At 46.3% G+C, this 20,313-nt stretch carries 21 protein-coding genes; all 21 read left to right on the top strand.

Going from position 1 to position 20,313, the window contains the following annotated elements; genetic code table 11:
- Window positions 1-42 precede the first annotated feature (42 nt).
- The 21 genes from K8S15_09550 to K8S15_09450 all read left to right on the top strand — a co-directional run bounded on the left by K8S15_09550 (window position 43) and on the right by K8S15_09450 (window position 20,312).
- Window positions 43-390 (top strand): hypothetical protein, encoded by a 348-nt coding sequence (locus tag K8S15_09550; protein ID MCD4776277.1) that lies wholly within the window; start codon window positions 43-45, stop codon window positions 388-390.
- A 173-nt stretch (window positions 391-563) separates the two neighbouring features.
- A complete protein-coding gene (locus tag K8S15_09545; protein ID MCD4776276.1) occupies window positions 564-1,244 on the top strand; it encodes a glycosyltransferase family 2 protein in 681 nt (226 codons plus the stop codon).
- A complete protein-coding gene (locus tag K8S15_09540; GenBank protein ID MCD4776275.1) occupies window positions 1,237-2,667 on the top strand; it encodes a glycosyltransferase family 4 protein in 1,431 nt (476 codons plus the stop codon). Before K8S15_09545 ends, K8S15_09540 begins: the two co-directional genes overlap by 8 nt.
- Window positions 2,651-2,851, top strand: coding sequence for a hypothetical protein (locus K8S15_09535; protein MCD4776274.1), 201 nt, complete (start codon window positions 2,651-2,653; stop codon window positions 2,849-2,851). Before K8S15_09540 ends, K8S15_09535 begins: the two co-directional genes overlap by 17 nt.
- A gap of 11 nt (window positions 2,852-2,862) precedes the next feature.
- The gene (locus K8S15_09530) at window positions 2,863-3,975 is read left to right on the top strand and encodes a glycosyltransferase family 4 protein (protein ID MCD4776273.1); all 1,113 of its coding nucleotides are present in this window, start codon (window positions 2,863-2,865) and stop codon (window positions 3,973-3,975) included.
- Window positions 3,972-5,216 carry a glycosyltransferase family 4 protein gene (locus K8S15_09525; GenBank protein MCD4776272.1) on the top strand — a complete coding sequence of 415 codons (1,245 nt, stop codon included), beginning with the start codon at window positions 3,972-3,974 and terminating at the stop codon, window positions 5,214-5,216. Before K8S15_09530 ends, K8S15_09525 begins: the two co-directional genes overlap by 4 nt.
- Before the next feature lie 67 nt (window positions 5,217-5,283).
- Window positions 5,284-6,969 carry a HAMP domain-containing histidine kinase gene (locus K8S15_09520; protein ID MCD4776271.1) on the top strand — a complete coding sequence of 562 codons (1,686 nt, stop codon included), beginning with the start codon at window positions 5,284-5,286 and terminating at the stop codon, window positions 6,967-6,969.
- A 37-nt stretch (window positions 6,970-7,006) separates the two neighbouring features.
- Entirely contained in the window at window positions 7,007-8,242 is a 1,236-nt protein-coding gene (locus K8S15_09515; protein MCD4776270.1) for a sigma-54 dependent transcriptional regulator, read from the top strand.
- A gap of 149 nt (window positions 8,243-8,391) precedes the next feature.
- On the top strand, window positions 8,392-10,332 hold the full coding sequence (gene gatE / locus K8S15_09510; protein ID MCD4776269.1) for a Glu-tRNA(Gln) amidotransferase subunit GatE: 1,941 nt from the start codon (window positions 8,392-8,394) through the stop codon (window positions 10,330-10,332).
- A 6-nt stretch (window positions 10,333-10,338) separates the two neighbouring features.
- A complete protein-coding gene (gene gatD / locus K8S15_09505) occupies window positions 10,339-11,724 on the top strand; it encodes a Glu-tRNA(Gln) amidotransferase subunit GatD (protein ID MCD4776268.1) in 1,386 nt (461 codons plus the stop codon).
- Window positions 11,725-11,921: 197 nt separating this feature from the next.
- Window positions 11,922-12,470, top strand: coding sequence for a ribosome-associated translation inhibitor RaiA (raiA, locus tag K8S15_09500; GenBank protein MCD4776267.1), 549 nt, complete (start codon window positions 11,922-11,924; stop codon window positions 12,468-12,470).
- A gap of 14 nt (window positions 12,471-12,484) precedes the next feature.
- The gene (gene hprK, locus K8S15_09495) at window positions 12,485-13,456 is read left to right on the top strand and encodes an HPr(Ser) kinase/phosphatase (GenBank protein ID MCD4776266.1); all 972 of its coding nucleotides are present in this window, start codon (window positions 12,485-12,487) and stop codon (window positions 13,454-13,456) included.
- Window positions 13,457-13,472: 16 nt separating this feature from the next.
- Window positions 13,473-13,739: an HPr family phosphocarrier protein gene (locus K8S15_09490; GenBank protein MCD4776265.1), complete on the top strand. Its 267-nt coding sequence runs from the start codon at window positions 13,473-13,475 to the stop codon at window positions 13,737-13,739.
- Window positions 13,740-13,744: 5 nt separating this feature from the next.
- Window positions 13,745-15,523: a phosphoenolpyruvate--protein phosphotransferase gene (gene ptsP, locus K8S15_09485; protein ID MCD4776264.1), complete on the top strand. Its 1,779-nt coding sequence runs from the start codon at window positions 13,745-13,747 to the stop codon at window positions 15,521-15,523.
- A complete protein-coding gene (locus tag K8S15_09480; protein ID MCD4776263.1) occupies window positions 15,524-16,504 on the top strand; it encodes an NTP transferase domain-containing protein in 981 nt (326 codons plus the stop codon). It abuts the gene before it with no gap.
- Window positions 16,494-17,582 carry a glycosyltransferase family 4 protein gene (locus K8S15_09475; GenBank protein ID MCD4776262.1) on the top strand — a complete coding sequence of 363 codons (1,089 nt, stop codon included), beginning with the start codon at window positions 16,494-16,496 and terminating at the stop codon, window positions 17,580-17,582. The genes K8S15_09480 and K8S15_09475 overlap by 11 nt, the downstream gene beginning before the upstream one ends.
- Window positions 17,579-18,664 carry a glycosyltransferase gene (locus K8S15_09470; protein MCD4776261.1) on the top strand — a complete coding sequence of 362 codons (1,086 nt, stop codon included), beginning with the start codon at window positions 17,579-17,581 and terminating at the stop codon, window positions 18,662-18,664. The genes K8S15_09475 and K8S15_09470 overlap by 4 nt, the downstream gene beginning before the upstream one ends.
- A complete protein-coding gene (locus K8S15_09465) occupies window positions 18,648-19,190 on the top strand; it encodes a Gx transporter family protein (GenBank protein MCD4776260.1) in 543 nt (180 codons plus the stop codon). The genes K8S15_09470 and K8S15_09465 overlap by 17 nt, the downstream gene beginning before the upstream one ends.
- Window positions 19,191-19,211: 21 nt before the next feature.
- On the top strand, window positions 19,212-19,484 hold the full coding sequence (locus K8S15_09460) for a hypothetical protein (protein ID MCD4776259.1): 273 nt from the start codon (window positions 19,212-19,214) through the stop codon (window positions 19,482-19,484).
- 29 nt (window positions 19,485-19,513) lie between these two features.
- Complete coding sequence (locus K8S15_09455) at window positions 19,514-19,717, top strand: twin-arginine translocase TatA/TatE family subunit (GenBank protein MCD4776258.1); 204 nt, start codon at window positions 19,514-19,516, stop codon at window positions 19,715-19,717.
- A complete protein-coding gene (locus K8S15_09450; protein ID MCD4776257.1) occupies window positions 19,704-20,312 on the top strand; it encodes a gliding-motility protein MglA in 609 nt (202 codons plus the stop codon). The genes K8S15_09455 and K8S15_09450 overlap by 14 nt, the downstream gene beginning before the upstream one ends.
- The last annotated feature ends 1 nt before the right edge of the window (window position 20,313 follow it).

Raw genomic sequence — 20,313 nt, 5'->3', positions numbered from 1 at the left:
CATCACCCTCTATTCATGCTATAGTAACTCACGGAGGTATTTATGAATATCATTTCTGATTCATGCAGTGGTAGTATTTCTGAAGGATCATTTTCGATTAATCAGGAGTATAGCAGTGGGAGCTGGGAAATTACTCCCGGTTCAAAAACCGCTGTACTTTCGCTGAACGTATTCGGGACAGCCGGAAACAGATACTCAATAATGGTTATAGAAAAAGAACAACTCAGCGGTGATTACACCGGAAGAAACGGAAAATGGTTTCTGAAAGAAAGAAACGATGAAGAAGGGCAGATAAGATTCAATCTTCAGTGGGCAGTTGACGCGGCTGGAAGCGGATGCCTCGTACTCTGCGGAAAAGAAACTCCCGCACGATTCGTCACTTCAGCCTGAAAACAGGTGTATCTGCCGCCTGAATCCCCCATGAAGTAGACTTCATGCTGTTCTTTTGGTATTTTTGCTCTTAACAATATCTTATCAACAGATACCGCGGGGGTAGATCAATAAAAGAATATCATCAGGAAGGAATTACTGTAGTATTTCCTGCTTTCAACGAAGAAGAGAATGTGAAGTACATGGTGGAAACGGCTATCGATGTTCTATCACGTCTTGCAGTTGAATGGGAGATAATAGTGGTAGACGACGGGTCTTCCGACAGAACACCGGAGATAGCAAAAGAGCTTTCGGAAGAATACGAGGGTGTAAAACTCGTCAGGCACAAAGAAAACAAAGGGATTGGAAGCGCGGTAAATACGGGTATATCCAATTCATGCAAAACCTGGGTATTTTACACTGACTGCGATGGGCAATTCAACCTTGATGAGCTTGAAATGCTCTGGCAAATCAGAGATAGCGCTGATGTGATTTCCGGTTTCAGGCGAAAAAGACAGGATCCTCTGATGAGGCTCATGTATTCCTTTGCTTACAATACTATAGCCTACATCATTTTCGCAGGGGGATTCAAAGATGTGGACTCGTCCTTCAAGCTTTTCAGGCGAAGTATTTTCGAAGACATAAGCATCAGGTCATCCTCGAGTGTGGCAGACCTCGAGCTTCTCATTCTACCCCAAAAGCGCGGCTACAGGATTCGGCAGTTACCTGTCTCCCACTACCCGAGAAGAGCGGGCATCGTTTCCTGCGAGAGTTACAGAAAGGGAGTTTTCGCATGGGTCAGAATAGCTCCTATCATTGAGATGTTCGTTCAGCTTCTGCAACTGCGATTGAGGCTATGGAGGGGAGATGTCTGAAGGAAAAGCTGAAGCGCTTCTTGTAACTCCACTTCCTCCTATGCAAACCGGTTTGGCAACGTATGCTTTGAGAGTAATAAGAAGTACAGGAAGTTTAGTGGAATGGACCGTAGCTTACCCAAAAGGAAGTGATCCGGAAACGCTGCCCGGTTATGTAAAAAGCATGCCCATTGAAAACATTAGGAAGTACGATTTGCCAGATTCAAGGATATTCCAGATTGGCAATTCCCCCCATTGCTTCCCGATTGTCCAGGCATTGTACAAATTCGGGGGAACTGCGCTATTCCACGAAATAGTCATGCATCATATGTTGAGACACTGCTACCTCGAGAATAACATGATGGAGGATTACAGAAGGGAGCTGATATTCTGCTATGGGCCCGCTGCTGAAACTGTGGAAAAAGATCTTTCAAATAGAAAATTAACTGTTACTGAATTTGATAGAAAACTGAAGTTGTACCCCCTTATCGGCAGGATCCTCCACTCATCAAATTCGGCCGTATGCCTGAATTCCTATTCGGCTGCGAAACTGAAGGATTCTTTTCCCGAAGGAAGGGTTATTTCTATAGGCCATCCACTCAGTGAACTGACCGAGAAGAAAATCCCTCTTAAACCGTACCGTATCTGTTTTGGAATGATAGGAACAAACCATCCCGGAAGAAATCTTGACAGACTGATTGAAGCAATTGAGCTTTTGAGAAATGATTTCCCTGACTCAGGGATGGTTCTGATAGGCGGCGGTTATCCTGAAGGGCTGCCAGAATGGATAACCAGAACAGGCAGACTTGATGAGAAGGAATATCAGGGCTGGATAAGAACACTTGACTATGTGTTCGATGTAAGGCATCCCACGTGCGGTGAAACCTCCGGCAGTCTTCTTGAAGCAATGAGGGCAGGGATACCATCAATAGTAACAGCAACAGGTTCGTTCAATAACATCCCATCAGATGCGGTGATAAGGGTCCCACCTGATAGTATTGTTCAGTGTATCAGATCGGCAGTTCTCTTACTTGAAGAAAGGCCTGATCTCAGGAAGAAACTATCAAGAAGAGCAGTATCCTACGCCGAGGATACGGGTTCCGATGAAAGACTTGTAAGAGACTGGAAAAGAGTGCTTCGGCTTGCTGAGAACCTTCCGAAAGTTAGTTCTACCGATTGGAACAGTGCTTCACTTTCACCCGCATTACATGAAACTCCGGAAGGCTTCACGAGGGATCTATGCACAGTACCGGTAACATGGAAGTTTTCAGGAGGTGCGATGCTTGAAGGTCCTGAAGATGCTCATGGAGCTCTTATCACGATATGGGGAGATGGTTCCGTCGGAAGCATCGAACTTGATAGTGAGCCATCGGTTGTAAGAATCGATGACAGAGTATTGCGTTTCAGCGGTAATGGATGGATTTCAAATGTACTCTGGAAATGACAGTCGCAATGATCTTAAAAGAACTCCGTTTCCGATTGCGGTCGTTGCGTCTATCCTTGTGCTTCTTCTTCCTTTCGTACTGGTTCCGCCATTCGATTCACCAGTACTGACAGGAATACCTTACAGCCAATCCCAGGTTCTCGAAGATTCGGTATGGATATTCTGTAACGGAGGTGCGCCATAGGCGAGCTCCGCGTGTATTTTGATCTCAGTGTTGTTCCACATGCGCTGGGTGGTGTGTCAAGATACCTTCTTTCCGTAGTAAAGGCCATTTCAGAAGTCGCATCCGAGTTTGAGATCGATTTTATTCCGATTGATGTTCCCGCAGCGCATCCGGGGGTCCCCGGGCCAGAGGTTGATTGCCAGATACTGAAAACTCCTTTCTACCTGAGAATACCCTTCTTACGGAGGATTCCCATCCGTGAAAAATGGGAAGAGAGATCCAGGAGTTCAAGATTGTACACATATTCAGGCGAAAACGCCGTATATCACCACAGTGGTGTTCAGCCCGAATATCCTCACGGTTGCAAATCTGTTATAACAATGTATGATCTTTCCGCGCTCGAAAATCCCCAATGGCATACTGAGGAAACCGTTGACTTCGCTAAAAAGGAAGCCCGGCTGATAAAGGCTGGCTCTTCAGTTATGGCAATATCAAACTGGACAGGACAGAGAGTAAGGGATTATTTCGGGTTACCGCAGGATAGGATTTTCTGCGCCGGAGGCGCCGCGGATGAGAAATTCTCTCCGGGGCCGTCTTCAAAAGAGATACTGAATGAACTTAATCTACAGCAGGGAAACTATTTACTTCATGTGAGCAGCTTCGTTCCACGAAAAAACATTCCCTTTCTCCTTGATGTATACGGAAAATCCAGGGAAAAGGGTGTTGAAATACCCCTCATTCTGGTTGGAGCCGGAGGATGGGGAGATGTGGAAGTTAAACAGGGGCCGGGTGTTCGAATGATGAAGAACGTTTCGGACACTGCTATAGTGGAATTGTATCGTGGAGCAAGGGCACTGCTTTGCCCCAGCAGGTTCGAGGGACTCGGGTTACCTGTACTTGAAGCATTAGGCTGCGGCACGCCGGTTATTTCAAGCAACGCTACCGCTCTTCCGGATACCGTGGGAAATAACGGAATTCTCCTCGAACCCAACGATCATGAAGGCTGGATAAGGGAAATAACAATGCTTGAGGAGCCTGCCAGAGTGGAAGAACTCCGTAGAATGTCCTCTTCAGCCAGAAGGAAGAACTGGCAGGATATAGCAAGGGGCATATGCGAGTTTTATAGAAGGATATCGGTACAATGAAGATTCTCCACCTTGTTCACAGATCCTGGCCTTTTCATGGAGGTGCTGAGCGGTACGTTCTCGAACATGCCCTTGCAGGGGAAAGGTGGGGACACAAATCCGCTATTTACACTACTGACGCATGGGACATGTCATGGTTCGTTTCCAGAGCGGGATCCAGTATTCTAAGAAGAGATGACCTGTACAACGGTGTCAGGATTAAACGCTTTCCCGTTATACATCCTCCTTTTCAGAATATCCTCCGTGGAACGTTGAGGCGGCTGACCGGATGCGGGACTGACAGATACTACTATCCCAATCCATTCATTCCATCATTGCACCGCTGGCTTTCGGTTGATAGGGAATTCGATTTTGTGCATGCCAACGCGATGCCGTTCATGCTTTACGAAGGTTGGCGCTACAGTCGGAGAAATCAAACAGGACTCGTTTCAGTACCCCATGCGAGTGTTGGCGAGAAATACAGAAGAATAAAGCCAATGCACTATTTCGACGGATGCTTGAAGAAGGTCATTAACAACAGCAGCTTTGTCGTTGCCCAGAGTAATTTTGAGAGGGAGCTTTACACCGGGATGGGCGTTCCGGATGAAAGGGTTCACGTATCAGGCAGCGGAATCGATCCGGGGGAATTTAGTGAGAGCAACCGGGAAAGAGGTCTGAAGAGGCTTGGTGTTTCAGGACCTGTAATCCTGAGCCTTACCGCTCACTCACTAGATAGAGGAACCGCACAGATAATTGAAGCATGCGGGAATCTACTGAAAAAAGGATGGAATTTTACACTTGTTCTTGCGGGGCCGGTTCTTCCCGATTCGGAGGAATACATCGATTCGCGGGAGAATCTTGCTGAGGAGTTCGGAAGCAGGCTTATCTTAACTGATTATATAAGTATGAAGGGGAGAATTGATCTCATCTCCGCAGCGGACATAGTACTTCTTCCATCAAGACTTGATTGTTTTGGAATCGTATTGCTGGAAGCATGGATGACAGGGAAACCGGTTATAGGATGCTGGTCAGGAGCAATGCCGGACATAATTAGTGATGGCATTAACGGATTCCTAGTTTCATGGGGTGATACTGCCACTCTTTCAGATAGAATCGATATACTGCTTGATAATCCGGAACTCGGTTTTACAATGGGTGAGAAGGGCAGGAAGAGCGTACTTGAAAAATGGACCTGGGATAGAGTTACAGACAGGTTTTACAGACGGCTGTCACAATGCGCTGCTACGAAAAACAGTATATAATAAAGATTATCCAGTACGATTGAGGGCAGGCAATGGTTTTTATGACTGGCAGTACTAAGGAGATCCTTTGCGAAAAAGATTCATAATAGGTGTTGAGCTTCTGACAGGGCTGGCAATAGGAGCAGCCGCGGCCGCTACTGTGGTTTCCTTTTTAATAGTATTTCTTGTAGACAAAGACATTGAAGCTGAATCAGGGCATATGGCCACGATAACCGCGTATGCAATAAGCAGAACGATTGAAGCATCAGATACTTCAAATCAATTCGATACTATCACAGCCCCACTCGTACGGAGCGGAAGCCTTGAAGCTGCAGTGATGCTTGATTATTCGGGGAACATGATAGCCGGATCCGGGATATCATCTGAAGATATACCCGTACCAGGAGAGACTAAGGGCTGGTATTTCGCAGGGTGTGCTGAAACTGATCACATTGTTGGAGTCAGGCCATGTCGATCGTCTATTTCAGCTATATACAGGTCACTCATTATCGGCCTTGCTGCTCTTACAGCCGCTCTCGCGGTTCTGGCTTTCTTTACTCCGAGATATCTTGCCAGGACTGTTATTTCTCCTTTGAGAGAGATACTGTTTGAAGCCGATCGTTTCAGCAGCGGCGGCGGAATAGATCCGGAAGCTGCCGGTGCATCCTTTCATCGTCTTGTAGAATTGCTTCACGATCGGGATCAACAATTGAACGATCTAAGAAAGAGGGCTGAGAAAAGAGCCGATAGAGTGGAAAAACGATCTGCTGCCATGCTGTCTGTACTCGGATCAGCAGTATTCTCAATTGACGGAAACGGAAATCTTTCACTATTTAACAGACAGTCGAAGGAGATGTTCGAACTCAGCGATGGCGATATCGATAAAGAGTTCCCATGGGAGAAAACTGAAGCTGGACGCAAGCTCAAACCCATTCTTCTTTCACAGGATAAATCGGGAAATACCTCCTCGGAATTTCAGATAAGAGACGACGTTGTTAAACAGGATAGAATGTACAGTGTAGTTATTTCACGCTCGGGGGTGAACGAGATTGCGGTACTTGTTACCGATGTCACCAGAATCAGTGAACTGGAGAGGAAAATAGCCGATCAGACGGCAATGGCAGATATAGGAGCTGCATCTGCTGGTATATCGCATGAAATGGGAAATACGCTATGTGCACTATCAGGTTACGTTGATTTACTGACCAGGGGGCATTCCGATGAAAGAACACAGAATATCATCTCCGAAGTAAAAAGGGAGGTCGAATCGGCTCAGGGTCTTATCATTTCCTTCGGGAGTTTCGCCAGATCACCGGAGCCGGTTAAAGCTAATCTTGGGAGGGATGATGTGGTTTCAATATGCGAAGAAGCCTGCAGGCTGAACGAAGATAGATGTTCGGTAAGTACTTCTATTGACGAGTTTTTCATAAACGCTGACAGGAAACTCCTTTCATCCTGTATTTACAATATCGTAAGAAACGCCGTTGAGGCTGATTCATCGTCTTCAGTGCGTATCTCAATAAACAGGAAAGGCACAAATCTTTTAATATCGGTTGCAGATTCCGGCCCCGGTTTATCCATTGACAGTGATGAAGCATTCAGGCCTTTCAGGACAACAAAGAACAGAAGCAGTGGCAATATGGGGCTGGGTCTTTCCGTCAGCAGGAGAATAATCAGGTCTATGGGAGGCGAACTGAGCGGTGAGAACAGAGACGAGAGCGGAGCTTTGTTCACCATTCTGATTCCTATTCAGGAAAACCAGGGAGGTTATTGACATCGAAAGGATTCTTCTTATCGAGGACAAACGAGCCATGCGAAACATGCTTACAACAGCCCTTTCGGAAGATGGATGGGAAGTGACTGCGGTTTCTTCCGGAACCGATGCTGTCAGGATGCTCGAGACCGGCGCTTTTGATATTCTGCTGAGTGATATATGTCTTCCAGGGAACATCAACGGGATGGATATTCTTAAAAAATCAAGGGAATTGAACCACTGGACACCTGTTATTCTGATGACGGCTTTCGGCACGGTGAATCTTGCGGTTGAGGCAATGAAAGAAGGCGCAAGGGATTTTATAACAAAACCCTTCGATCTGGATGAACTTCTCGCGCTTTTGAGAAGGTATTCGCATTCGGCAGGTACCGATATAATAGGTTCCTCGCCATCCCTTCTTTCCACAATAAAGAGGGCATCCAAGGGTGCCGGAACCGATTTGAACATCCTTGTACTGGGAGAGAGCGGTACAGGAAAGGAACTTCTAGCAAGAATGATCCATCTGGACAGTGTATGTTCCGATGGGCCTTTTATACCTGTCAACTGCGCCGCTATACCCCCCGACCTTCTTGAGAGTGAACTTTTCGGCGCTGAAAAAGGTGCCTACACCGGTGCGGACAGAACACGCAAGGGCAGATTCGAGTATGCTCAGGGAGGAACCATCTTTCTCGATGAGGTTGGAGATCTTGATACATCACTGCAGGGAAAACTTCTAAGAGTACTTCAGGAAAGGGAATACACAAGAGTCGGAGGGACGGAAGTATTCCATACCAACGCAAGGGTTATCTCAGCTAGTAACAGAGAACTCAAACTGGAAACAGAAGAAGGAAGATTCAGAAAAGATCTCTTTTTCAGAATAGGGGAGTTTCCTGTTACCCTTTCACCTCTTCGGGACAGGTCGGAGGATATAGCTGATCTTACAAAGTACTTTCTCAGACAATCCGGTTACCGGGAAGTAACCGTTACTGAGGATGCGATGAACAAACTGAAGGCGTACAGTTGGCCGGGAAACATAAGACAGCTCAGAAGTATCGTACTAAGAGCTGCAGCGCTCGTTGATGATAAAATCATAGATACTGAAATACTGGAGATCGATGAAGCGGTCAATGAGGAAGGACTTCTGGAGGAATCGGCCAGGGCGGCGAAACTTCGAGAAGGGGAGATGATAAGAAAAGCTCTCAGAGATACCAATGGCAACAGGAAGAAGGCCGCTGAGATTTTAAGGATCAGCTACAGGACACTGCTTTCAAGACTGAAGGACCTTGATATTTAAAGGTGCCTTTAAAGGTGCCGGGCGTTGTTTTGTGGAATACCATGAAATATAATCAAGTTCTGTTCTTGCGGAATCTGATCTCACTTCATACTCAATGAATTATCTGAAATGAGTATGAACATGCGAAGAGAAAGGAGAATTATCTAAAGGTGATAAAAAGAATGGAGGAGACGACAGCCTCCGATTACGAAGCTATCGGGCTGCGCAGCGGACTTGAGATACACCAGCAGATAGATACCAGGAAAAAATTATTCTGTCGCTGCCCGGTGCTTCCTTACTCTGACGAATTCGACGCAAAGATAATACGTCATATGAGGCCTACTCTTTCAGAACTAGGTGAATACGACGGCACAGCTCTTATGGAATTCAAAACAAAAAAGAACATTACATACCGGATAAACAAAGATACCATTTGTACTTACGAAATTGATGATACCCCGCCCTTCGAACTGAATCCTCAGGCTCTCGATATCGCGCTTGAAATAACGATGCTTCTTAACTGCAAACTCGTTAGTGAGATACATATTCAGAGGAAGCAGTACCTCGATGGATCAATACCCGCGGGATTTCAAAGAACGACAATACTGGGAGTAGACGGTTGGATCCCATTTAAAGACAGGCGTATCAATATTATTCAGCTTGGACTGGAAGAAGATGCCTGCCGGGAAGTAAGCGATAAAGGCCATGAACGCGTATACCTGACGGACAGGCTTGGAATACCGCTTATTGAGACTGTAACGGCTCCCGAAATGACTACTCCACGCGATGTGGCTGAGGTTGCCCGGATACTCAGCGATCTTGTAAGAGCCTCCGGGAAAGTAAGACGTGGAATTGGCGCCGCAAGGCAGGATGTGAACGTTTCTGTAAAGGGTGGATGCCGTGTTGAGATAAAAGGCGTTTCAAGGATTCCAGCGATACCACTGCTCGTTCACATTGAGGCATTCCGCCAGGTGTCTCTTCTGGAGATCAAGAAAGAACTTTCCAGCAGGGGCATTACAGATTCGACTTTCAGTTCGGAATGCTTTGATATCACGGATGAACTCTCCGGAACTGCCTTCAGCCCGGTCGCGGACGCGATTGAGAAGGGATTTGAGCTTCGAGCTGTTTTACTGCGGGGATACGAAGGGCTTCTTTCTACGGTTACACAGCCAGGTTGCACTTTCGCCGGGGAGATCTCCGACAGAGTCCGTGTGATTGCATGTCTTGATACCCTCCCCAATATCGTACACGATGGAGAGGAAGGATACAGTTTCACTGTTGGCGAATGGCAGACAATAAAAAAGAGAACCGGTGCTGAGACTGCTGATGCTGTCGTTGTTGTATGGGGATCTGCCGAAGACCTCGATATGGCGACGAGTGAAATCGCAACAAGAGCAAGGGAAGCCATCGATGGCGTCTGCAGTGAAACCAGACAATCATATTCCGACGGAACAAACGGATTCGAAAGAATTCTACCCGGACCTAACAGGATGTATCCAGATACCGACCTGCCTCCCATAGCAATAACCGAGAAAATGATTGAACGCATAGAATCTGATCTTCCCGAAAGACCCTGGGAACGGATGGAGAGATACATTTCCGCAGGGGTGCCTGCAGAATCTGCCCGTCAAATGAGTATCTCTCACATGAGATTCGCGTACGATGAAGCTGTGGAGAAATGCCCGTACTCTCCACGCGTTCTAATGCATTATTTTCTTAGCACGTTGAACCATCTGAAGAAAAACGGCAGCTCAGGTGATATCACTGATGAAGCACTTATAGAAGTACTATCTGCAACCGGCAACCGCGATCTTCCCGTTGAAGCGGCATCCTATATTCTGGAAAAATCCCGCGGACACGAAAACGCGGGAATCGAATCGATGGTAAGCGGTTTAACGATACCAGGCAGAAAAGAAATGGAAAATGCTGCCCTCAACCTGATGGAAGGACTTGATCCGTTCGATACCGATCTGATGGAACTATTCATCATCGGGGGTGTGAGGCACAAATTTAACGGGATTCCGGGCGGAAGGGAAGTACTGGAAGCAGTGCGAAATGTAATCCTTCACGAGGTTACTGATTCTACGTCCCAGCAGATACATAGGAGGTGATCCAAGCTGTCTTCCGATCTATACAAAGGATACCGGGGTAAAAGCCTGGAATGTCTGAAAAAATTCAGTGTCGGCGTATGGTCCGATGTAAGTATAGAATCAACCAGGGGGGGGTTCAAGGGAGTAATTCTTCCCCGGTCGGAAACCGCTGACGATGTGCATATAGTGTTAAAAATCCATAACGGATACAATGTCGGCCTTGATGTTGAAACTATTGAATCCATCACTGAGCTGGGAAGGAACGAAGCACATTACAAGATACCTGAAAAGGAATTCCCTTACGATTCATTAAAACCGAATGTGAGGCTTTTCGGCACCGGGGGTACCATTGCCTCAAGGCTTGATTACAGAACCGGCGCTGTCATTCCCGCATTTTCCCCCGGTGAGCTTTATGGATCGGTACCCGAACTGGCCGATATCTGCAACCTAAAAACAGAAAAACTCTACGGAGTATTCAGTGAGAACATGGGACCTGAACAGTGGAAAGGAACGGCGGAAGCGATAGGCAGGGCAATAGCCGATGGTGTAGATGGAATAGTCATCGGCCATGGAACCGATACGATGCATCATACAGCTGCTGTACTCTCATTCATGGTTCAGGATACACCTGTTCCTATAGTAATGGTCGGATCCCAGCGATCCAGTGACCGCCCTTCAAGCGATGCGGCATTAAATCTGATGAACGCTACCTATGCAGCCGCTGAAAGCGACATTGCTGAGGTTATGGTCTGTATGTTCGGCCCTACAAGTGATCAGTATGGACTTCTGCACAGAGGAACAAGGGTCAGAAAGATGCATTCCTCCTACAGGTCCACATTCCGAACAATCGGAGACATTCCTCTGGCTATGGTTGAAAAGGGACAAATAACCCCCCTGAAGAGCGATTACAGGAAAAGACGCACCGACCGTAATGTGAAGATCAATACGGATTACGATTCAAGTGTTTCTATAGTGTATTACTATCCTGATATGAAGCCGGATATAATTGAATCGCTTATTGATAACGCTTACAATGGCATCATAATCGCGGGAACGGGACTTGGACATGTGAACAAGCCTCTCTATCCTGTTCTTAAGAAAGCCTGCGATCAGGGAGTACACGTTTACATGACAGTTCAGACCCTGTGGGGATACGTACAGATGTTCGTATACGATACCGGGCGGGATATCATGGATCTTGGTGTAATTCCAGCTTCCAATATGCTTCCGGAAGTTGCATATGTAAAACTATGCTGGGCACTTGGTCAGAGCCATGACAGGGAAGAGGTTAAAAAGATAATGCTCACACCGATAGCGGGTGAGATTACAGAAAGAGAACCACATAACGGCTATCTGATATTCCAGGGCGGTATTCCTGAAGTTGAGGAGTTCATCGGCAGGAATAATCGATAAAAGAGAAAGCTGCGGAAGGATTGGTTTTCTAATGGTGTTGACCACGCACTAAAGGAACAATATTATTGTTCTGTGATAAATACACTTGTAAGCGTTAACTGTTCAGGATATGCTCAATCGCATATGTGGAACAGTATTTTTTATCCATGTTCACCGTTTCCATTGAGAAATAGACAATTAACCGAAGGGAGTTCTGAATGAATATTGAAATCAGTGGAAGACACTTTCAATTAACGGATGCTCTGAAAAAACATGTTGAGAAAAAACTCAAAACCGTAGATAGATTCTACAATGGAATAGATGACGTGCATGTGATACTCGAAGTAACCTCCGGAACCAATCATGTTCATATACAGGTTAGAGGAAATCATATAAAACTGGATTCCAAATCAAAATCCCATGATATCTATTCAGCATTTGATGATGCATTCGACTCGCTTGAAACACAGGTTCGGAAATTCAAAGACAGAATGCACAATCATCCCCACCGGGAAAGTAACGGTTCAGACGACATTTCTTTAACTTATTACGTTCCCGCGGGGGAATCCGAGTTCGCTGATGGAATTCTCATCGACGATTCGGAAATAATGCCGAGGCAGAACACTAAAGACGCCATTATGAATTACGAAATTAAGCAGGACGAGCATTTTGTTTTCCAGAACACGGAAACCGGCATGCTCAGTGTTGTATATACAACCCCGGACGGCAAGACACAGGTTGTTGAACTGGTGAGAGACCAGAAATAACGGAGATTATCCCGATGGAATACATTCCCGGCAGGGAAGAGCTTACGACAGGTGAGCTTTTCAGATTACTAAGTAAAAGTCTTGAACTGGAGACAATTAACGAAGATACCGGGCATGATAGACTTGTACAATCCCAGGATATCAGCCGGCCGGGAATGGCGCTGACCGGATACCTTCATAATTTCCTGCACAAAAGGGTGCAGATCTTCGGTGAAACGGAGATATCTTACATCGATTCACTTTCTTCCAAGCGCAGAGAGGCTTCGCTGGAACTGCTTTTTGAATTGCCTGTCTACTGTTCTATTGTAACTAAGGGTCTCGACCCTCCCGATGAACTTGTCCGTTTTTCCAAATCAAGTTCCTCAGCTCTTTTTCGTTCCAGTATGGACACGACGCCGCTGATACGAAAACTCTGCGGTTTCCTTGATATGGTATTCGCACCTAAAACCGATGTGTATGGAAGCCTCGTAGAAGTTTTCGGCGCAGGAGTATTATGTACGGGAAGAAGCGCAATAGGCAAAAGCGAGACCGTACTGGGTCTTCTTGAAAGAGGACACAGGCTGATCGCTGATGACAGAGTACATGTAAGAAGAATTGGAAATGCGCTCTTCGGTATTGGAGATTCCAGAATGGCGCATCATATGGAGATCAGAGGTCTTGGACTTGTGGATGTCTCAGCATTCTACGGAATAAGATCGGTAAAGGACAGACAGCAGATAAACCTTGAAGTGAAACTGGAGGAATGGTCAAGGCACAATCAGGATTTCGATAGAACAGGCCTTATTCAAAAGATCAGCACTATACTTGATCTGCCTATTCCCATAACGATTATACCTGTCTTGCCTGGCCGTAACCTTACACTTCTTCTTGAAGTCGCGGTAATGAATTATCTTCTTCTTCAGAAGGGAAGAAACGTTCCTGAGGAGATTGAAAAAGACCTGATCAATAGAATAATCAGAAAAGAGCTGAGATCGGGAAAAAAGTAAAAGCTGGGGGACTTTATTGAAAACTGAAAATGCTGAAGTAGTAAACAAACTGGGGATCCATGCACGGCCAGCTGCAAAGATAGTTAAAGCTGCCTCAATATTTTACTGCGATATCACACTGACCGCTGATGGCGATACGGTTAACGCAAAAAGTATTATGGGTGTCATGACGCTTGCGGCATGCCGTGGGACTACAATCGAAGTTACAGCTGAAGGCGATGATGAAAACGAGGCTGTTAAAACAATTGTCGATATCATCCGTGGCGGATTTGGAGAGGAATAGAACAGTTGAGCATTAGATTTACAGGTACTCCTGCGTCTCCCGGTGTATCTATAGGGCCGGCATTTCTGCTGAACATCGAAGAGATAAGGGTAAAGAAGAGAAGCCTGAAAAACAACGCAGAGGTAGAAGCGGAACTCGATCGATTCAAAGCAGCTCTTGCTCATACGAGGGTGGAACTTGAGCAGATATCGGATCAGGTCAGCGATATTATTGAGGGTAAACAGCTCATCGAAGTTCATATCCTACTTCTGAACGATCCGGCCATGATCTCAGAGGTTGAAAAGCGGATACGGAACGAACAGGTGAGTGCCGAGTATGCCTTAAGCATGGCTCTCTATGAGGTTCTTGAACGTTTCAACCTGATAAAGGATCCGTACATTCAAAGCAGATCTGTCGATATAAGGGACGTAGGCAAAAGGATAATGGCAAATCTGCTGGGTACCGAGCAGGAAGCCCTGTCAAATCTGACTGATCCTGTAGTTCTTGTATCGCGGGATCTCGACCCTTCACAAACTGCGGGACTGTCAAGAAGACAGCTTCTTGGAATAGTTACCGATCTTGGCGGTTCAACTTCACATACCGCGATACTTGCCAGGAGTATGGGGATTCCGGCCGTTGTTGCCCTTAAGGATGTAGCGGAATATGTGGTTCCAGGACAGACTGTAATTATCGATGGAATCCATGGCAATGTAATACTGGATCCCAACGACGATGAACTTGAGTACTATTCCAGAATAAAAAATCGGTACAACATAGCCGAGGCGGAGATAGCGATGAACGCCGAAAGCCCTGCCGCAACCGAAGATGGCAGAGAAGTGGAACTTTCGGCGAATATTGAATTCTCCCAGGAAGCCGATCAGGTTCGCCGTTTCGGAGGGTATGGCATAGGTCTTTTCAGAACGGAATTCATAAGGCTTCTCACACCGGAGATGGAAGACGATGAAGATTTCCACTATAGAGCCTACAGGCATGTACTCGAGACTCTTAATCCTGATCCTGTGATAATAAGGACACTGGATCTCGGGGGCGACAAGTTCCTGGATTCAATTCCCTCAACGGAAAAAAATCCATTTCTAGGGTGGAGGGCTATAAGAATCTGCCTTGACCGTCCGGAAAAATTCATCAGACAGCTGAGAGCATTGCTTAGAGCGGCAAGGTACGGAAACGGAAGGATAATGCTTCCGATGATTACCGGATACGATCAGATTCTTCAGGTCAGAACCATGCTTGCGGATATTGCCGGAGAACTTGATCGTGAAGGCACTCCAAGAGGAGACATTCCACCGCTTGGTATCATGATTGAAACTCCCGCAGCCGTTCTTGGCATTGATCTTCTGCTTCCCCATACCGATTTCGTATCAATTGGCTCAAACGATCTTACTCAGTACACTCTTGCGGTTGACAGAGGCAGCCCATACGTATCCAAGCTGTTTGATTCACTGCATCCCGCAGTTGTCAGGCAGATCGATATCGTCGCCAGAAAATGCAGGGAAGTGAAACAATGGGTTGGCCTATGCGGACAGATGGCCAACGATCCGTTATCAGTTCCTCTTCTGGTAGGATTCGGCCTGAACGAACTCAGTGTACCTATTACACTCATCCCTGACGTCAAGGAAATGATAAGCGTTATCCGCATGAGTGAAGTTGAGCCTATCGCAAAAAAAGCTTTGACCTTGAAATCAGGAGATGAAATAAGAGATCTCGTTTTTGATTACGTTAAATCCAGATATCCCGAGATCATACTGGACGAGATACATCGGGAAAGAAACGATGGAGGTGAATGAATGCATGCCATAATCCCGGTGGCAGGAAAAGGCACAAGAATGAGGCCCCTCACATGGTCGTTGCCCAAAGTTCTCATTCGCCTTGCTGGAAAAACCATGCTGGGACATATCATAGATGAACTTACAGCTTCAGGAATAGATCACATCACACTTGTAGTTGGATACCTCGGAGATGAAATCGTGGATTGGGCCAGGAAGAACTATCCGGAAATTCAAGTTGATTTCGCAATGCAGAAGACGATGGATGGACTCGCGGCAGCCGTGAATCTTGCGTCACCAATGACCAATGACGGACAGACACTTGTGGTTCTCGGAGATACTCTTTTCAGCGCTGACCTGTCTCTGGCCCTCAATAGTGAATCGAACATGATAGCGGTTAAGAGAGTAAAGGACCCACGAAGATTCGGTGTTGTCGTGCAAGATAACAACGGAGTTAAGGAACTTGTGGAGAAACCTCAGGAATTCATCAGCGACCTGGCTATAGTCGGTATTTACGGATTCATTTCAGGTTATGAACTTATGGATGCCACGTCCCGTCTGATAGAAAGCGGAAAAAAGACCAGCGGGGAATTCCAGCTGACTGACGCCATGCAGCTTATGCTTGAGGAGGGGCACCCATTTGGATGTTTTGAGGTTGATGGATGGTACGATTGCGGTAAACCGGAAACCATTCTTGAAACCAACAGGATTCTCCTTGATCTGAAAAAGGGTTCATCGGAAGGAGAATTGAGAAACACCGTGATAATTCCGCCCGTAAGCATTGATGATGATGTAACAATCGAATCCTCTGTTGTTGGACCTTACGTCTCCATTGCATCCGGTTCGGAAGTTAGAGATTCCATCATCCGTAATACAATTGTAGGTTGTGGAACAAAACTCATCAATGTGAATCTCCACGATTCAATAATCGGTAACGAAGCGGACATATCGGGCAGTGCTGTGAGGATCAACGCCGGCAGCTCGTGCAAAATTGAAATATAAATGTACTGAATATTCGAACCGCTCCGCACCGGCAGTTATTTACGCTGATTCACTCTCCAACAGGGGCGGAACAGGTATTTACCTTAAAAGACTTCTTGAAGGATTCATTCGTTCCAAAGCCAACGTTGTTGCCGCTGTCGGCGGGAAGCTGATCTCTCCTTCGGAAGCTCTTTGCTATCAGCATTCTGCGGGTGGTATCAGGAAGGTATTTTACGAGAATATTACACTGCCTTCAGCAGTCGCAACAATTTCACCTTCCATAGTACATCTTCCCGCCTTTTCCGGCAGAGCGCCTCATGATGTTCCCTGCGCGGTTACCCTTCATGACCTGGCATTCTGCAGGAATCCGTCATGGTTTCCATTCTTGAAATCAGTCTATTACCGCCTTCATTTCAGGGAAGTCGCTGGAAAAGCTGATGTGGTTATGGTTGACAGCGAGTCAACGGGAAGTGAAGCGGAGGAGCTTCTGGGTATAAAAGCGAGTAGAATCAGAAAGGTTTACCTGTCTACAGATTCCTTTCTGGCTGATCCTTCCGAATTCAGGAGCGTATTCTCCGTCCGGGGAAGATATATAGCGTTTGCCGGGACAATAGAACCAAGAAAAAATATTTCAGCTCTTGTTGATTCCTGGGCGAATGTGAGAAGGATTCATCCTGATATGCTTCTTGTTATCGCTGGGAGGTGGGGCTGGGGACCGGAATCCCTCAGGAAAAAGCTTCTCACTACGGAAGGTGTTCTTCTTACTGGATCCCTCCCGGAAAGTATGTTGAAAAGCTGCATTTCAGGCGCTGAACTGCTTGTTTACCCATCTTTGTACGAAGGTTTTGGACTGCCACCGCTTGAAGCAGCTTCAGCGGGAGTTCCATCTGTTGTTACTCCCGCTTCCGCACTCAGGGAGATCTACTCGGAGATATCGACCGTCGCGGGAGGCTTTGATCCCGATTCCATTTCTGAATCCATCCTTGGTTCTCTTGATACCGATCATGACGCTGACACATTGATGAATTTTGCTTCAGATTTCTCAACGGAACGAATGGCAAGACAGGTTTTGACAGTGTATGAGGAGTTTGGAACGTGAATATCCTTCAGGTTTACAAGGATATCCATCCATTCGTGAGGGGTGGAATTGAAAGGTATCTGCACGACCTTTCCAGGTATCTCGTCGGCAGAGGGCATGAAGTCAGTGTTCTTGTGGCAGGCAATGCCAGGGGATGTTCTGAAAAGGAGGTGTCAGGATTCAATGTCATTGAATACCCCTGTATATGCAGAATCCTTTCAAATCCTATATCCCCCGGACTTCGAAGGATATTACAAAACACTCCTGCCGATATACTGCACTTCCATGTTCCACTTCCATCTGCTGTAATTGCATGGCTCCTTGCCCGAAGAAACACACCTTACATCGTAACATACCATAGCGATATAGTCAGACAGGCATTATTCCTTCCTTTCTACGGCCCGCTTCTTAAAAGGTTTCTCAAAGGCGCGAGCAAGGTAATAGCTACTTCTCCTGTTTATCTTGATACTTCCCTCTATCTCTCAGACCTTGATAATACTGAAGTTGTTCCTATCGGTTCAGATCTTGATGTCTTCAGACCTTCCGATGCTTCCCCGAAAAGCGATTATTTTCTATTTGTAGGAAGGTTTCGGAAGTACAAGGGTATCGGAGTACTGCTCGATGCCTGGAAGAAATTTCCACGGAGAAAACTTGTTATGGTGGGGGGAGGCCCCCTCGAGTGCGATGTCCGAAAAATAATCCGTGAGAACAGCCTGAATGTAGAGATTGTCAGTAACCCGGACGATCGAAAGCTTGTAGAACTCTATCAGCAGGCCAGGTGTCTTATTCTGCCATCAACACTGCGAAGCGAAGCATTCGGTATGGTGCAGACCGAAGCCATGGCTTGCGGTATTCCTGTAATAAGTACAGCTCTTCCAACCGGAGTTCCCTGGGTAAATTCTGATAATGTATCAGGTCTGGTTATTCCGCCGGGTGATTCCATCGCCATGACAGAGGCGGTGAAGAAGATGGAGGATCCACATATGCATTCCAGGCTCTCCTCCGGAGCGTTGGAAAGGGCGGTATGCCACTTCAACGCCGAACGTCTGTTTTCCAGGGTAGAATCTCTTCTTGAAGAAGCAGTCAATGCAGAAATCAACTGAGAAATATCGTGGAGACTGCGTAAGAATTGAAGTACTTCTAGTAATACTGGCAATCGGTGCCGGTGTTATAGAGAATCTCATTCCCAGACCTTTGCCTTTCATCAAACTGGGTCTGGCTAATGTAATAACGGTTGCGGCAATAGCGAAATACGGCTTCTGGACAGGTCTGAGGGTGAATATACTGAGATCCACCGGCGCGGCTCTGTTTATAGGAACACTCGCAACTCCGACATATCTTCTTTCCGTTTCAGGGGGGATTGCCTCAGCTGTGGTAATGGGTTGTACGAAGAAGTGTTTTTCGGTTACCGGGATGTCCGTTTCAGGCAGTCTTTCCAGTCTTTCAATACAGCTGCTTACAGCATCCGCGCTGCTTCCCGGACTTCCTACGGAGAACCTTGTATTGCCCCTTACAATATGGGGTTTCCTTTCTGGAACTATAACAGGTATTGTTGCTACTGTATTATTAAGGAGAGGTTTTCCCTGGATCTACAATCCGGGGGTTGATTCGGCATGTATGCCAGAATAGATTACAATTACTGGAGGAATTTTGCTTCACTCTCGCTCGACCGGATTCTGGATTACCATCTCATTCCTCGGAATGATGACAGGAACCGTGTTTGGCGAAGCGATAGCATTAATAGTTCCTGAATCTTCTATGGCTCTCAAGTCGTTTTTTGCCGGATCCCTTGAATTTTCAGTGGGTCCTATAGGATTTGATTTGATCGTGTTCAGGTTCGCCCTTGAAGAGATTGCTTTCAAGCTGAATCTCATGAGTTTTGCGGGACTGATGTTTGTAGGTTATCTTTACCGTTGGTTCTGATACAGGATCTGCAGGCAGGAGATATTATGATGTTTCGTCCGGGCACTGGTGAAATTATACTGATTGTTGTTGTTCTTCTACTCCTTTTCGGAGCTAAAAGAATTCCGGACCTCGCCAGGTCAGTGGGGCAGGCGCTGCATATGTTCAGAAAAGGAATGAAAGAAGATATATCAGACATGGATAACGACGAAGAAGATTCAGGAAACGGGGAAAATACGAATGGCGACAGTTAGCTACAGTTCAAGAGAAATCGATTGCAAACTTGTATATGCCGGTCCTGGGCTTTCCGGGAAGACAACCAACGTCAAATATATTCACAGCCAGATACCTTCCAGTGACAGGGGAAAGCTCATTTCTCTCGCAACAGGTAACGAACGTACACTCTTTTTCGATTTCCTTCCAATTAATACAGGTACGATCTACGGCTTCAAGGTAAGGCTTCACCTCTACAGTGTTCCAGGACAGGCAATGTATACTGACAGCCGTCAGTTGATTCTTCAGGGCGTTGACGGCATCATTTTCGTTGCCGATTCACAGAGAGCCAGAATGGACGCTAACATAGCAAGCCTGCGCGATCTGAAGGATAACCTGAGGAATACGAAACGAAAAGGGTTCAGCCTTGTACTCCAAACCAACAAAAGAGACCTTCCGGATATTTTTCCAACGGCTGTGATACAGAAACGTCTTGGTCTTGATAGGGTCCCATGTATTGAATCAGTCGCTACCGAAGGTACAGGTGTTTTTGAAACTCTGAGAAAAGCCAGCCGAATTGTAATGCACAGATTGCATAGACAATTCTCTCTTGCACTTAATGAAAAGCGAGGCTGAA

Source organism: Candidatus Aegiribacteria sp. (assembly GCA_021108005.1).
GTDB lineage: Bacteria > Fermentibacterota > Fermentibacteria > Fermentibacterales > JCC-6 > Aegiribacteria.
Note: the sequence above shows the minus strand (reverse complement) of the source record. Positions and strands in the feature narration are given on the sequence as shown.

What these genes read in the sequence shown, in the direction of transcription:
- K8S15_09550 (MCD4776277.1), top strand. Translation starts at nt 43, where the DNA reads ATGAATATCATTTCTGATTCATGCAGTGGTAGTATTTCTGAAGGATCA.
- K8S15_09540 (MCD4776275.1), top strand. Translation starts at nt 1,237, where the DNA reads ATGTCTGAAGGAAAAGCTGAAGCGCTTCTTGTAACTCCACTTCCTCCT.
- K8S15_09535 (MCD4776274.1), top strand. Translation starts at nt 2,651, where the DNA reads ATGTACTCTGGAAATGACAGTCGCAATGATCTTAAAAGAACTCCGTTT.
- K8S15_09525 (MCD4776272.1), top strand. Translation starts at nt 3,972, where the DNA reads ATGAAGATTCTCCACCTTGTTCACAGATCCTGGCCTTTTCATGGAGGT.
- K8S15_09515 (MCD4776270.1), top strand. Translation starts at nt 7,007, where the DNA reads ATGCGAAACATGCTTACAACAGCCCTTTCGGAAGATGGATGGGAAGTG.
- raiA (MCD4776267.1), top strand. Translation starts at nt 11,922, where the DNA reads ATGAATATTGAAATCAGTGGAAGACACTTTCAATTAACGGATGCTCTG.
- hprK (MCD4776266.1), top strand. Translation starts at nt 12,485, where the DNA reads ATGGAATACATTCCCGGCAGGGAAGAGCTTACGACAGGTGAGCTTTTC.
- K8S15_09480 (MCD4776263.1), top strand. Translation starts at nt 15,524, where the DNA reads ATGCATGCCATAATCCCGGTGGCAGGAAAAGGCACAAGAATGAGGCCC.
- K8S15_09465 (MCD4776260.1), top strand. Translation starts at nt 18,648, where the DNA reads ATGCAGAAATCAACTGAGAAATATCGTGGAGACTGCGTAAGAATTGAA.
- K8S15_09455 (MCD4776258.1), top strand. Translation starts at nt 19,514, where the DNA reads ATGTTTCGTCCGGGCACTGGTGAAATTATACTGATTGTTGTTGTTCTT.
- K8S15_09450 (MCD4776257.1), top strand. Translation starts at nt 19,704, where the DNA reads ATGGCGACAGTTAGCTACAGTTCAAGAGAAATCGATTGCAAACTTGTA.